Source organism: Polyangiaceae bacterium, assembly GCA_020633235.1.
Lineage (GTDB): Bacteria > Myxococcota_A > Polyangia > Polyangiales > Polyangiaceae > JACKEA01.
Genome location: JACKEA010000006.1, coordinates 314,159 through 328,428, shown reverse-complemented (window position 1 = coordinate 328,428; position 14,270 = coordinate 314,159). Strand labels below are relative to the sequence as shown.

The following is a 14,270-nucleotide window of genomic DNA, read 5'->3' as shown; positions in this document are numbered from 1 at the left end:
GATCACAACCTCGGGTCCACGGGCTCGCTTTCGAGGGCGAGCACTCCGAAAACGCATTCGTGCACGCGATACAGGGGCTCGCGCTCCACGAACCGGTAGAGCGCCTCGATGCCGAGAGCCAGCTCCCGGAGCGCGAGGGCGCGCTTGGTGCCAAGGCCGCGGCGGCGCAAGCGCTCGAGGTTCTCCGGCAGCAGGTACTCCGGACCGTAGATGATGCGGAGGTACTCGGGACCCCGGCACTTGATGGCCGGCTGCACCAGGCCGCGCTTGCCACGCGCGAGGAGGCCCAGCGGCTTCACCACCATGCCTTCGCCACCTCCGCGCGTGAGCGACTCCCACCACTCCGTGGCTCGGGCTTCGCTCTGCGCGTCTGCCAAATCTACGACCCGATGCTCCGTCGCCAAGAACAACGGCTCCGCTTCCGCGAGGGCGGCGAGGGTACCCATGTGCCACACGTGGTCGCGGTCCACGTGCACGCCGCTCTCGCTGGCGAGCAGGTGGAAGGGCGCGAGCTTCACGCCTTCGAGGGACGACACGGGCCAGCAGTACTGCCGATACGCCGCCACGAAGCCGGCGGCGGCCGCCCTTCGCTGGGCAACCCGCGCTTGGAGGGCTTCGAGGTGCTGGGCGTGCTCGCCGGTCAGACGTGCGCGCGCCTGGGCCAGCGCGATGCTCGCGGCGTCGAGAGATCGACCAGCGGCAGAGCCCACGGCTGCGTACTGCTCGCGCAGGAGCGCCTGCGCCTTGGCCGACCACGGCAGCAGCTCGGCATCCAGACACAGCCAGTCCGTGGCCAGGCTCGACCACAGACCCGCGTGGCTGACGGCGTTCTGGACGCGCTGGATCAGCTCACGCTCCAACGCGGGCTCGTTGAAGAACGAACGACCGGTGCGCGTGTACACCACGCCCGCGCGGCCGTCGGCGACACCGAAGCGGCGCGCCGCCGCGGCTTCGCTCCGACACACGACCACCACTGCGCGGGAGCCCATGTGCTTCTCCTCGCACACCACCTGCTCCACCCCGTGGCGCCGGAAATAGGCGAAGGCCTCCCGCGGCCGCTCGAGGAGCGGCCCCTCCGGAGCCGTCTCCGAGGGCGACATGGTGGGCGGCAGGGTGATCAGCCAGCGCGGATCGACCGCAAAGCGACTCATCAGCTCCAGCGCGGCCGCCGTGTGGCCCTCGCGCAAAGTGACGGTGTGGTGGACGCGCGTGTCGACGATGCGCTTGCCACGGACGTCGGCGATGTCCAAGAGATCCGGGTATTCGCGCGCAGTGGGGACGCGCGCGAGCGGCCTCTGGGGCTCGAAGTACACCCGCTCCGCTTCCACCTCCACGATCTCCTTCTCCGGATAGCGAAGCGCCGTGAGAGCGCCACCGAACACGCAGCCGGTGTCGACGCAGATCGTGCGGTTGACCCACTCCGCCGTGGGGACGGGTGTGTGGCCGTACACCACCATGGCGCGGCCTCGGTACTCCTGAGCCCAGTCGTAGCGGATCGGCAGACCGTATTCGTCCGTTTCTCCGGTGCTCTCGCCGTACAGCGCAAACTCGCGCACGCCACCGGAGCCGCGACCCTGCAGCGCTTCACGCATGCCGGCGTGGGCGACCACGAGGTTGCCGTCGTCGAGCACGTAGTGGCTCACCAGACCGTCGATGAAGTCGGCCACTTGCGTCTTGAAGCTCTCGGGCTCGGGCTCGAGCTGCGCCACGGACTCGGCCAGGCCGTGCTTGAGCTGAACGTTCTTGCCGCGCAGCTTGCGCATCAGCTTGACGTCGTGGTTGCCCGGAACGCACAAAGCGTGGCCCGCAGCGACCATGTTCATCACCAAGCGCAGCACGGCGGGCGTGGCGGGACCGCGGTCCACCAAGTCCCCCAGGAACACCACCCTGCGCCCCGGCGGCGGCTCGGCGCTGGCGGTCTCGCGGCGCACCGCGTAGCCGAGCTTCTCCAGCAGCGCGCACAGCTCCGCGAAGCAGCCGTGCACGTCACCGATGATGTCGAAGGGGCCGTGCTGGTCGCGCTTGTCGTTCCACAACGGCACCCGCTCGACGACCGCTGCGTCGACCTCTTCCGGGCTGGACAGCACCGTCACGTGACGGAAGCCCTCGCGACGTAGCGTTCGCAGGGAACCGCGCAGCTGGCTCTGCTGCTGCGCGACGACGCGCGCGCCAAAGGTGCGATCCGGACGCGACGCGTTGCGCGCCAGGCACAGCTTCGTGGGCAGACTCAAGACGACGGCCACGGGGATGACGTGATGTTCCCGCGCCAGCGCCACCAGCGGCTTTCGAGCGTCCTTCTGGACGTTGGTGGCGTCCACCACGGTGAGCAGACCCCGCGCGAGGCGCTTGGCCAGGACGTAGTGCAACACTTCGAACGCATCGCGTGTCGCACTCTGGTCGTTCTCGTCATCCGAGACGAGCCCGCGGCAGACGTCGGAGGAGAGCACTTCCGTCGGCAGGAAGTGCTTCCGCGCGAAGGTCGACTTGCCGGAACCCGACACGCCCACCAGCACCACCAGGGAGAGCTTGGGGATCTGGATCGTCATCTGGAGAACACTCCCAGCTGCGTCGGAGCACCGACGGCTTCGTCCACGTCCCCCACGTCCGAGAAGCGCACGCGGTAGCCATTCTGCTCGGCCACGCGGCGCGCCCACTCGCGAAACTCCGCCCGCGTCCACTCGAAACGGTGGTCCTGGTGCCGGAGCCGCCCGGGCGAGAGGCCCTCGAAGCGAACGTTGTACTCCACGTTGGGCGTCGTCACGACCACGAGACGCGGCCGCGCAAACTCGAACACCGCGCGCTCCAGCGCAGCGAGGCGCGGAAGGTCCACGTGCTCGATGACCTCCACCAAACATGCGGCATCGAAGCCCGCGAGCCGGGCGTCGCGGTAGGTGAGCGCGCCGTGCAACAGCTGGGTGCGCGCGCGCTTCTTGGGCGGCAGCTCGTCGAGGCGGAGCCTCCGCTCGGCCACTTCCAGCGCGCGGAGGGAGGCGTCGACCCCTACGATACGCGAGAAGCGCTTGTCCCCCACGAGCGCTCGCAAGAGCTTGCCCTCGCCGCAGCCGAGATCGACCACGGACTCGGCGCCCTCGGCCGTGAGCACCTCCACCACGGCGCGGAGACGCCGCTCGTTCAGGCTCAGCTTCTTCTCGAGCTCCGTCTCTTCCCGCGACTTGTCCTCGTCCGCCGCCTCGGGGTCACACTGCTCGTCGACCAACAGCTGCGCCAACGCTTGGCGCGCGTAGACGTGCTTGTGCTTCAGATAGCGCTTCGCGATCTGCTCGCGCCGCGGGTGACCTCCAAGCCAGCCCTCGCCCTTGGCAACGAGCTTTTCAATCTCGTCTTCCGAAACGTAGTAGTGCTTGGAGTCGTCCAGCACCGGCAGCAGCACGTACAGTTGGGACAGGAGCTCCGAGAGCCGCGCGCTGCCCGAGAGCGTCACGTCGAAGTACGGGCTCGGCCCCCACTCGGGGAACTCCGAATCGAGCTCGATGCGCTCCGCCACCACGGCGTAGCCCAGGGGCTCGAACAGAGCGCGCAGCAGCGCCTCACCGCCGCGGCAGGGCACCACCGAGAGGCGCGCTTCCAGCTCGATCGACTGGGTTGCCAGCTCCGGGCGCTCCCGGCTCTTGCCGTGCAGAGCGCTGCCAAACACCTGCGCGATGGCCACGCTCAGGAACGACGAGGCGACATAGGGGCGGTCGTTCACGTACTGCTGGAGCGACCCGGCCGCGTCGGCGCTCCTGCCGCGCACCAGCGCCACCGGGTCGACGTCGACCAGCAGCGACACCGCGCAGCGCTCCCGCGAGCTTTGGGGGTAGAACACGTGGGCCGTGCCGAAGCTCAGCTCGAAGGACTGACACTTGTCCGGGTGCTTCGCGAGCAGGAAGCCCAGGTCGGTCGCCGGAACGTGGGACGTGGAAATGGTGAGGAGCATGATCAACGCGCCTTTTTGAACGCGCGCCGGCCCGAGGGACCCGAAGCACAAAACGAATCGGGCCACCTGGTGGGCGGCCCGCTGGAGCTTCAGTCGCTGAGGAGTCTCAATCGCTGTTCCGTCGGGCCGCCACTCGCCACAAACCGGTGGCGTTTCCGGGATTTTGCCGGAGCGCTTCGGTTGCTTTGTGAGAGTGACGAATCATGACGGACGCGCGGAGTGTGCCCGCGAGCACCGCGCCGGTCAAGGGCGGCGCGACGCGACGGGTATCGCGCCGCACCAACATTCTCTTGCTACTTGGTGGGAAACCCGCGGTTTTCCAGCAGCGCTTCCACCTTGGGATCGCGGCCCCGGAACTGGCGGTAGGCCTCGGCGCGATCGACGGCGTTGCCCGTGGCCAAGATGACGTTCTTGAACTTCTCCGCCGTCTTCGGGTCGAAGGGATCCTTCGTTTCCTCGAAGGCGTGCCAGGCGTCCGCGGCCATCACGTCGGACCACAGGTAGCTGTAGTAGCCCGCGGAATAGGCGTCGGAAGTGAACAGGTGCATGAACTGCGGCAAGCGGTGCCGGAGCACGATCTGCTTTGGCATGCCGATGTCCTTCAAGGCCTTCTTCTCGAAGGCATCGGGCTCGATCTCGCCGCTCGGATCCGTGTGGATCTGCATGTCCAAGATGGCGTCCGCCAGGTACTCCACGGTGGCAAAACCCTGGTTGAAGGTGGACGCGGCGCGCATCTTCTTGATCAGGGATTCCGGCATCTTTTCGCCGGTTTTCACGTGGCGGGCGTACTTGTCGAGGATCTCCCGGGTGAGCACCCAGTTCTCGTGAACCTGGCTCGGGAACTCGACGAAATCCCGCGGCGTGTTGGCCATGGACGGATACGTGGTGGCGTTGGTGAGAGCGTGGAGGGCATGGCCGAACTCGTGGAACAGGGTTCGCGCGTCCTCCAAGCTGATGAGCACCGGCTCCCCCTTGGCGCCCTTCACGAAGTTGTTGTTGTTGGAGGCGATGGCGTGCACCACGCCGTCCACCTTCTGGGCCGTGCGGTAGGTGTCCTGCCAGGCGCCGGAGCGCTTGTACTGCCGGGCGAAGTCGTCTCGATACAGGATGCCGACGAAGCTGCCGTCCTTCTTGTTGGTGACGCGATACACCCGCACGTCCGGGTGAAACACCGGCACCTTGCCGGTGATCTCCTCGAAGGCGTAGCCATACAGTTTGCCGGCCATGTAGTAGGCCGCCTGGATCATGTTCTCGAGCACGAAGTAGTTCTTGAACTCGTTCTGATCGAGCGCGTACTTCTGCTTCCGAACCTTCTCCATGTAGTAGCGATAGTCCCAAGGCTCGATGGTGATGTTCTGGCCTTCCTTCTTGGCCAGCTTCTGCATGTCGGCGACTTCCTGCTTCACGCGCCCCACCGCCGCGGGCCACACGCGCATCATGAGAGCCTCGGCCTTCTTGGGGTCCTTGGCCATGGTGTCGCTCATGCGCCAGTGGGCGTGGCTCGGGTAGCCAAGGAGCTTGGCGCGCTCCGCTCGGAGCTTCACGATCTGCTTGATGATGTCGTTGGTGTCGTGCGCGTCGCCGTGATCTCCACGGTCCACGAAGGCGCGCCAGACCTTCTCGCGCAGCTCCCGCCTGTCGGAGAAGCTCAAGAAGGGCTCCACGGCGGAGCGCGTGTTCACCACCACCCAACCGTCCGCCTTGCGCTCCTCCGCGGCGGCCTTGAAGCTCTTGACCAGGGATTCCGGAAGGCCCGCGAGGTCGTCCTTCTTCAAGGTGACCCAGGTGTCTTCATCGGCCTGCACGCGATTGCCGAAGTCGGTGAAGAGCTTCGCCAGCTTCTGGTTGATGGTCCCCAGCCGCGCCTTTCCGGCGGCATCCAGCTGCGCCCCGCGGCGCACGAAGTCGTCGTACGTCTTTTCCACCAGGCGACGCTGCTCGAGGGACAGCTCGGTCTTTTCGCGAGCGTCGTACACGACCTTCACCCGCGCAAAGAGCTTCGCGTCGAAGTGCACCTTGTCCATGATCTCTTGGAGCTTCGGCTCGATCACCTCGGAGAGCTTCTGCACCTCCGGCGTGTTCATGCTGCTGCTCATCACGGAGTACACCGTGAGCACGCGATCCAGCGGCTTGCCCGCACGCTCCATCGCGGCCATCGTATTGTCGAACGTGGCGGGCTCCGCGCTCTCGCCGATGGCGCGCATCTCCGCCAAGTACATCTCGCCGCCCTTCGTCACCGCGGGCTCGAGAAACCGCGTCTCGACCTTGTCCCACGGCGGCACGCCGCCATCCGGTCCTTGCCACTCCGCCAGCAGCACTTCGTACCCCGCGTCAGCCGCGGCCGCGGGCTTGTCCGTGGTGGCGATGGGCGAAGGGGGCGGCATGGCGGGCTCCTCTGTCGGCGCTCCCCCACATGCGCTCAGGGTTGCCAAGAGGAGGGCGCCTTTCAAGATCGATCGCGACATGCCTGCGTGATGGTCGCGCCCCTCGCTGCCGTCAACCTCTCATCGGCCGCTAGTGTTGGTCCGCCGCGGCACCCTCGCGGTAGTCTCACACGAAGCCGCACGTTCGCGTAGCTTCAACGCGCCATCAGCCCACGCCCGCAGTCTCACGCCCACGCCCGAAAACCCCACGCCAACCCGAACCGCGAGCCTCACCTTTCGCGAAATTCGTTCGAGGCCAGGATCAGCCGGCGGGGAGCCACGCCAAGCGACTGGCGCGCAGCTGGATGTCGTCGCGCTCGAGCTTGACGTCCAGCGTCTCGATGGCTTGGGCGCGCCTTCGGGCGGCTTCGCCGATCTGCTCGAGCTCCGTGCGGAGCTCGGCTTCCAGAGCGGCGAGCTCCGTGAGCTTGTCGTTGGCGCGCTGGTCGGCCACCTCGGCGCGGCGCTGGTCCTTGGAGCTGCCCGAGCCCCGCACCGCCATGCGAGCGAGGTTCTTGGCGCTGCTTCGTCCGCCGACGAGCAGACCGACGAGCTCTCCGACTCCGCTGGCGGTGGCTTGCCGACTGCGCTGGGACGCCGCGAAGCGCGCGTCGGCGGCCTTCTGCTGCGCGGTTTGGATCTGATCGCGGAGCTTGTCGATACGGGAGGCGTACTTGTCTCGCAGCTTGGCAGCGTCCTGGTTGGCGCGCTCGTCCGCGGCTTGCTGGGCACGCGCCTGGAACGCACCGAGATCCTCGCCCGGCCGCGAGTACAGGCCGAGCTCCTTGTTGGCGAAGATGGTGACCGTGCGCGTGCGATACAGGTGCTCCATGAGCGCCTTGCTCAGGGCGTCGAAGTACTTGGCGTCAAGGATCGGCGCGGCGCTCTGAGCGAACACGGTTCCGGCCGGCGGCTCCGGGCGAAAGTCGCGATCGTCGTAGTCGACCAGCGTCAAGCGGCTGGTGTCGAAGCTGTCCCCGAGGGGGAACAGCACGGCTTCGAGCTCTTCTTCGTGGCGGAGATCCGCGCGAGCTTCGTCGAACACCAGCCCGACACGAAACACCGCAGCGGGCGCCAGCACGCGTCCACCCGGCACGCCGCCCACGGTGGAGAGCCACGGCGCGCCGGGATCCGCGTAAGAGCCGGGCGCGGGCGGCGCCGGCGGTTGCCACGCGCCGGAGACGACCTCGGTCGCGGGTGGCGGCGCCGGCGGTTGCCACGCGCCGGAGACCGGAGTCGCAGGCGCCGGCGCGGCGGCGGTGGACGTCGGCGCCGGAGCTGGTGGAGCGATTCCCGTGGTGCCGTCCGACAAGCGCCGCACGTCGTCACGGGTGAGCGGACCGCGCAGGTAGGACATCGCCCAGCGCGTCGTCAGTAGCCGCAGCGGCTCACCGGTCTGGTGCAGCACGTACTGGCGCTTGTCGAGGGCACCGATGCGTGCCGACAGCTCTGCGACGTCGATGCCGCCGCCCGCCGAGCGCAGTCCCTCCACGATGCGCTCCTTGTCCCTCTCCGTCTGCAGGCGCCCGACGAGCCAGGTGCCCGCGTTGCTCATGGCCTTGTAGTCGAGATCGACGGGGTTCTGCGTCGCGAGCACCAGCCCCACGCCGAAGGCCCGCGCTTGCTTTAGCAGCGTGAGGATCGGCTTCTTCGACGGAGGCGACGCCGTGGGCGGCGCGTAGCCGAACACCTCGTCCATGTACACCAGGGCGCGCAGGTTCGAGGTGCCGGGCTGTCCGCGCATCCAGGTGACGAGCTTGGAGAGCACCAACGTGACCACGAACTGCCGCTCGTCGTCCGACAGGTGTGCGAGATACAAGATGGACGCGCGCGGCTTGCCTTCCGGCGTGTACAGAAGGGCGCCGATGTCCAACGGCGGCCCTTCGAGCCAGCTGGCGAAGGATGGCGAGGCGAGCAGCGTGTTCAGGCGCCGCGCGAGCTTTTCCCGCTCCTTCTTGGGGTAGAAGGCGTCCACCTCGAAGACGCCCACGCGCCGTAGCGGCGGATCCAGGAGCTCGAGCACGAGCGCGCCCACGTCCAGGGTGCGACCGTCGCGCCAAGCGTTCTCGAGCAGCGTGGCGAGCAGCACGTGCTCGGGGCTCGACAGCGGATCGGCCTCGATGCTGGCCAATCGCAACAGGCTCGAGACGAAGGCCTCGATCTCGTCGCGCACGCTCTCGACGTCGCGAGACGTGCTGGATACCGGACTGCCCAGGATCGAAAGGGGCGCGCCGGCACTGGAGCCCGGAGTGAAGATGGAGAACACGGCGCTGTTGTCCATCGCGCGAATGCGCCCTGGACGGATGTCCCAGCTCTCCAGACCCTGCTTCCAGCTCTCTGCCACCTTCTGCGCTGCGGCGTCGGGATCCATGCCGTCGCGGCGCGCGGCGTCCTCGTCGATCCACGGGCGAAAGCTCTCGGGACTGAGCTCCGGGAAGTGGAGCAGCAGGTTCCCCATGTCTCCCTTGGGATCGAGGATCAGAGTGGGCACGTCGGAGAGCAGTGCTTCTTCCAACAGCACGACGCCGAGGCCGGTCTTGCCGGAGCCGGTCATGCCCACCACCACGCCGTGGGTGGTCAAGCGCGACGAGTCGAGAAAGACGCGATCGGGTAAGCGCTCCTTGGTGGCGGGATCGATTTCCGCGCCCAGAAACAAGTGCCCGCGGGGAACCTGCAACATGGCCCGGAGCATCGCACGCCTCCGGTCGCTTCAAGAAAGGATCAGCGGGTGCGGCGCCGGCGGAGCAAGAGCGCGAGGCCCAAGAGTACGCCCCAGCTGCCGGCGTCGCCGCCCGCGCGCCCGCCCAGGGCGCAGCCCGAGCTGGCGTCGGCCGGCAGGCGCTTGGTCTGCTGCGACTGCGAGCCGTCTCCAGTGGCGGGGATCGGGTCACCGTTGTCCGCGTCGGACCACGCCGCCAGGGTCTCCGCGCACAGCCAGTTGTCGAGCCACACGTCGGACTTCTCTTGGTGGTCGTACCAGCGGACACAGCTCTTGCCGGCGATGGGCCCCGTCTCGCTCCAGGTGAGCGCGTAGGAAGCACCTTCCGGTAGGCACAGGTAGTCGTCGTCCCAGGCGGCGCCCTCGGCGTCCGCGCTCTCGCCGACGTGGGTGCACTTCATGCCGGCGATGGGCCCGGCGCTGGACCATTGCATGCCGAGGTCCTGGTCACTGCAGAAGTAGTTGTCGTCCCAGGCCTCGGCGTCGTCCGGCTCGTCGACGGACACGCAGTGCTTGCCCTCGATGGGGCCCACGCTGCTGAAGGTGAACTGCCCCTTGGCGAAGACATGCACCTTCTCGGTGCACACGTAATTGTCGCTCCAGGAGTCCTTCTCGGCGGGCTCGTTCCACTGCACGCAGCTCTTGCCCTCGATTGGGCCGGCACTGGAGTAGGACAGCGCGAAGATGCTCTGCTCGGGTAGACACAGGTAGTCGTCGCTCCAGCCGCTGCTCTCGGCCTCCGCGGGCTCTCCCACGGCCGTGCAGTCCATGCCGTCAATGAGGCCCGAGGTCGACCACTGCATGCCCAGATCCCTCTCGCTGCAGAAGAAATTGTCGCTCCAGCTGTCCGTGTCTTCGGGCTCGTTCACGTTGGCGCAATGCATGCCAGCTTGTTCGCCATCGCAGCTGAAGGTGAAGCCGCCGGCGCTGCGATCGCAGGACGGGGGCTCGAAGCTGATCGAGTTGTAGCGGCGCGCCTTGTACGTGCCACCCCAGCTAAAGTGCACGGTGCTGCCGCTGATGGAGGTGACGGAGTAGTTCTTCTTCTCCGCGACCTTGCCGCAGTCGCCTTCGTGCATGATCGTCATCTGGGAGTGCCCGCCCCCAACCCAGCCGGCGAAGAGAATGATGTGCGAGTTGTCCGAGGCGTGCAGCGCGTCTCCCGGTTGGAGGTCCACGGCATTGATCGAGCTGGACACGGACGACTGCACCAGACCCGTCACCACCAGCCCGGGCGGCGGGAGCCCCCAGGCGTAGGAGACGTAACCGGAGCAATCGCTACGGTACGGGTCCCACTCCGGCTTCGCCGCCGCTCCCGTACGGTTACAGGTCTTCTGGCACGCTGCGTCCCACTTGTGATTGGGCGCTTGACAGTAGGGGACCTTGGCGTCGACCCAGGCCTGCGCTCGGGCGATGACGTCGGAGCTCGCGATCGCCTCCGAGGTGGTTCCCACGACGTCGTCTTCCGACGTGCCGGGGGGTGGAGCGCCGCAGCCGGACGCGACGGCCAAGAGCACGAGCGTGAAGGGGAGCAGACGTAGAAGGCGGACCACGTCGTTTCCCTACGCAAGCGTCGTGCCCGCGTCGCCCCGACAAAAGATCGGAGAAACGGCCTCCATGGTGCCAACTTCGGGTTGGCGCGAAAGCCCCGCGGTTGGCAGCACGCGGGGCCGATGTCGTCGCGCTGCACGGGGTGGTGTCGGCTTCTCCGCCGGCAGCTTGCCCTCCTTCGACGACGACCCTCGAGTCATCTCCAGCAAGGGCCTGTTGGTCCGCCGCGGAACCTCCCGCAAGCCACGCCACCACACGGCAAACTTGCCGCCAACCTCGAACCGCGTATTGTCGCCGCATGGGGGCAACGACGAGACGCGCCGTAGCCTGCTTGGGCCTGTCCCTCGGGCTGCCCGCGTGCAACGCTTGCGATCCGCTCCCCGAACCGACGCTCAGCCCCTGCGCGGACGCCGCACCCACCATCCAAGAGGTGGCCGATGACGCGGCAACGCCGGCGTGGGACGACAAGCGCGCCGAGCGCCACGCCTGCCAGTTCGGTCCGGGCAGCCTCACGACGGAAAGCGTCGGCGCACTGCCCCACGGCACGGAGCTGCCCTTCGATCACGTCGTGATCTTGATGTTGGAGAACCGCTCCTTCGATCACTTCCTGGCCGAGCTCCCAGGCGCCGACGTGCGCACCAGCGGAGTGAACCTCGATTCTCACGGCATCCCCATTCCTCAAGCCGTGGAGCAGCAGTTCTGCGCCGACGGTGACGTGAACCACGAGTGGGAGAAGGTCCACGCTCAGTGGCATTTCGGACAGATGGACGGCTTCGTGGTGACCAACCACGACTCCCCGGAGCCGATGCGCTACTTCACCCGCGATCAGCTGCCGTACTTCTATTGGCTCGCCGAGACCTTCGCGACCAGCGAACGCCATTTCTCGTCGCTCCTGGGGCCGACTTGGCCCAACCGCTACTTCCTTTTGGCCGGCACCTCCTGGGGCCGAACCTCCACGCCCAACGAAGGAAACTGGAAGCAGATCGAGCCGCCGCCGCTATCGTCCCTGTCCATCTTCGATCGTCTGGTCGACAAGGGCGTGTCGGTGCGCCTGTATTCCGACAACAGCGTGCCGCTCACCCCGCTGATGCTTCCGGATTCGGCGGTGACGCTCTGGCCTCACGCAGTGAGCGAGTTCGAAGCGGACGCCGCGGCCGGTGTGCTGCCCGGCGTCTCCTTCGTGGAGCCGATGTTCACCGGGGACGAGCGCAGCGACGATCACCCGCCGGCGGACGTGCGCCGCGGCCAAGCCTTCATCGAACGCGTGGTGAAGGCCGTGGCCGAGCCCGCGAGCTGGCCGCACACCGTGCTGTTCGTCACCTACGACGAGCACGGCGGCTATTTCGACCACGTACCACCGCCGCCCGCTTGCCCCCCGGACGACGAGCTGCCCGCGAGCCACGCCTTCGATCGCCTGGGCGTGCGCGTGCCGCTGCTGGCCGTCTCGCCCTGGTCCGTTCCCGGCCATGTCGGCCAGGTGGTGACGGATCACACCAGCATCACGCGCTTCATCGAGAACCGCTGGGACCTCGGCGCCCTCACGCGGCGCGACGCCAATGCTTGGCCGCTCCTGGATCTGTTCGACTTCGAGCACCCGCGGCCATTTCCCGAAGGCGCTCCCGCCATCGTGCCGCCCCCCGCGCCGGGCACGGGGTGCCCATGAAACGCGCGCTGTTCTGCCTTTCGCTCTTCGCTCTGGGCTGCGGGGACAACGCTCAAAGCTGCCCGCCCGACAGCCCGCTTCCGGACGAGGTCAACGCCACACCGCTGCCCGCCGCCGTGGACGCCGACAGTTGGCAATCCAAGAACGCCTCCTTCAGCGATTGCCAGCCGCAGCGCATGTTCACGTTTCACGGCAGCGACGAGAGCCTCACCAAGCTGAACGACCCCACCGTAGAGCTTCTGACGGACAAGCTCCACGTGTGCATCTTCGTCGCCTGTGACGTGGGTGCGACGCACATCAAGAGCTGCCACGGCAACGCGACCGAGCCGGTGTACTCCGAGTCCGCCCTCGGCACCCGGGGCTGCTGCACCGAAAACCGCGACACGCTCAGCGTGCGCTACTCGTGCGAAGACTCCGTGACGTCCCTGGTCAGCGACGACTCCGCGAACCTGTTCGTCCAGCTCTGCCCCGCGCAGACCATCACGGAAAACGACTTCTCCTTCCGCTATCATTTCTGAAGGATTGTCGGTCCGCCGCGGAACCTCCGTTGGAAAGCGGGCCCGCTCAGCCCAGGTGCTTCTGTCGATAGTAGCGGAACTGATGATAGGAGAGGCCCAGGGCGCGCGCCGCTTGCGCTTGATTGCCCGACGCCTCCGAAAGTGCCGCTTCGATCAGCTCGCGTTCCAATGCTTCGATACGCTGCTTGAAGCTACCAGCAGCGAGATGCGGAGAGTGGTCCGGCGCGATACCGATGTCCGCGGGATCCAGCGTGCTGCTGGTGTCGCGATACACCGCCCGCTCCACGATGTTCTTGAGCTCCCGCACGTTGCCCGGGAACGCGTACTCGCGGAGCAGGTCGAGGGACTCGGCCGCAAACCGCTTACCTCGAAAGCCGGGCACCTCCCGCATGAAGCGCTGCAGAAAGTGCTCGGCGAGCGGCTCCACGTCTTCCGGGCGCTCGCGTAGCGGCGGGATCCGCAGCACCTCGAAGGCGAGGCGGTCGTAGAGATCGGCCAGGAACGAGCCCTCTCGGATCTTGGCCGAGAGCTCCGAGTTGGTGGCCGCCACGATGCGCGCGTCCGAGTGGATCTCCTGGTTGCCCCCCACCCGCAGGAACGTCCCGTACTCGACGGCGCGCAACACCTTCTGCTGAAAGGCCAACGACATGTGGCCGATCTCGTCGAGGAATAGCGTGCCCCCGCGAGCCAGCTCGAACTTGCCCAAGCTCCTCTTGCTGGCACCGGTGAACGCGCCTTGCTCGTGACCGAAGAGCTCCGATTCGAGCAGGGCGTCGGAGAAGGCCGCACAGTTCACGGCGACGAACGGTCCGCTCGGCTTCGAGGCCTCGTGGATGGCGCGCGCGACGAGCTCCTTGCCCGTGCCGCGCTCGCCCAGCACGAGCACTGGGCGCGGGACCGGCGCTACCCGCGCGACGGTTTCGAACAACCGTTGCATCGAGCTGGAACGCGCAATCATGTGCCAGTTCTGCTCGGCGTGGCGTGACAGCTCGCGATTCTCCAGCACCAGCACGCGGCGGGCTTCGGCGAGCCGCCAGAGCTGCTGCACCTTGCCGAGCTGCGTCGCGACGCGCTCGCGCAGGTGCTCGCCACGCACCAAGAAGTCGCTCGCTCCCGCCTCGATGGCGCGCAGCGCTCCGTCCACGCTGCCGCGTGCGGCAACGGCGATCAGCGCCAAATCGTCACTCTGCGCGCGAAGCTCTCGCAGCAGCGAGAGCCCGTCGGCCTGGCCGTCCGCGACGTCCACGTCGATGACGACCAGCTCCACCGGCGGCTCCTCGCCGAGGCGAGCGAAGAGCTGGGCGCGGGTCCGGACCTTCGTGAGCACAGCCCCCGGAAGCTCCGAGAGCAGCCCCGAAAGCTCGTCGAGCTCTCCGGCGGGCGCGTTCAAGACCAAGATCTGCCGCTCCATCCCAGGGTGAGACTTTCCCTCAGGTTGAGGTTTTTCACCAGCTGGAGC

General features: G+C 67.4%; 8 protein-coding genes. 2 read left to right on the top strand and 6 right to left on the bottom strand.

From position 1 onward, the window contains the following. Positions 1–2: 2 nt before the first annotated feature. The 5 genes from H6717_31205 to H6717_31185 all read right to left on the bottom strand — a co-directional run bounded on the left by H6717_31205 (position 3) and on the right by H6717_31185 (position 10,632). A complete protein-coding gene (locus H6717_31205; GenBank protein ID MCB9581539.1) occupies positions 3–2,546 on the bottom strand; it encodes a polynucleotide kinase-phosphatase in 2,544 nt (847 codons plus the stop codon). Beyond that, complete coding sequence (locus H6717_31200) at positions 2,543–3,937, bottom strand: 3' terminal RNA ribose 2'-O-methyltransferase Hen1 (GenBank protein MCB9581538.1); 1,395 nt, start codon at positions 3,935–3,937, stop codon at positions 2,543–2,545. The genes H6717_31205 and H6717_31200 overlap by 4 nt, the downstream gene beginning before the upstream one ends. A 293-nt stretch (positions 3,938–4,230) precedes the next feature. After that, positions 4,231–6,402, bottom strand: a complete 2,172-nt coding sequence (locus H6717_31195; protein MCB9581537.1) for a M3 family metallopeptidase — start codon at positions 6,400–6,402, stop codon at positions 4,231–4,233. Between the two features lie 220 nt (positions 6,403–6,622). Continuing rightward, positions 6,623–9,040 carry a DUF87 domain-containing protein gene (locus H6717_31190; protein ID MCB9581536.1) on the bottom strand — a complete coding sequence of 806 codons (2,418 nt, stop codon included), beginning with the start codon at positions 9,038–9,040 and terminating at the stop codon, positions 6,623–6,625. 41 nt (positions 9,041–9,081) lie between these two features. After that, the gene (locus tag H6717_31185; GenBank protein ID MCB9581535.1) at positions 9,082–10,632 is read right to left on the bottom strand and encodes a hypothetical protein; all 1,551 of its coding nucleotides are present in this window, start codon (positions 10,630–10,632) and stop codon (positions 9,082–9,084) included. Between the two features lie 296 nt (positions 10,633–10,928). Between H6717_31185 and H6717_31180 the strand changes: the two genes are divergently transcribed. Together H6717_31180 and H6717_31175 are read left to right on the top strand one after the other, a co-directional pair. Beyond that, positions 10,929–12,293 (top strand): hypothetical protein, encoded by a 1,365-nt coding sequence (locus tag H6717_31180; protein ID MCB9581534.1) that lies wholly within the window; start codon positions 10,929–10,931, stop codon positions 12,291–12,293. Continuing rightward, positions 12,290–12,811: a hypothetical protein gene (locus H6717_31175; protein ID MCB9581533.1), complete on the top strand. Its 522-nt coding sequence runs from the start codon at positions 12,290–12,292 to the stop codon at positions 12,809–12,811. Before H6717_31180 ends, H6717_31175 begins: the two co-directional genes overlap by 4 nt. A 46-nt stretch (positions 12,812–12,857) precedes the next feature. Here the strand turns inward: H6717_31175 and H6717_31170 are convergent, their stop codons facing one another. After that, entirely contained in the window at positions 12,858–14,222 is a 1,365-nt protein-coding gene (locus H6717_31170; protein MCB9581532.1) for a sigma-54-dependent Fis family transcriptional regulator, read from the bottom strand. Between the last annotated feature and the right edge of the window lie 48 nt (positions 14,223–14,270).

Bases quoted from the DNA above. Each gene is read 5' to 3' on its own strand.
- H6717_31205 (MCB9581539.1), bottom strand. From the start codon at position 2,546: ATGACGATCCAGATCCCCAAGCTCTCCCTGGTGGTGCTGGTGGGCGTG.
- H6717_31200 (MCB9581538.1), bottom strand. From the start codon at position 3,937: ATGCTCCTCACCATTTCCACGTCCCACGTTCCGGCGACCGACCTGGGC.
- H6717_31195 (MCB9581537.1), bottom strand. From the start codon at position 6,402: ATGTCGCGATCGATCTTGAAAGGCGCCCTCCTCTTGGCAACCCTGAGC.
- H6717_31190 (MCB9581536.1), bottom strand. From the start codon at position 9,040: ATGTTGCAGGTTCCCCGCGGGCACTTGTTTCTGGGCGCGGAAATCGAT.
- H6717_31180 (MCB9581534.1), top strand. From the start codon at position 10,929: ATGGGGGCAACGACGAGACGCGCCGTAGCCTGCTTGGGCCTGTCCCTC.
- H6717_31175 (MCB9581533.1), top strand. From the start codon at position 12,290: ATGAAACGCGCGCTGTTCTGCCTTTCGCTCTTCGCTCTGGGCTGCGGG.
- H6717_31170 (MCB9581532.1), bottom strand. From the start codon at position 14,222: ATGGAGCGGCAGATCTTGGTCTTGAACGCGCCCGCCGGAGAGCTCGAC.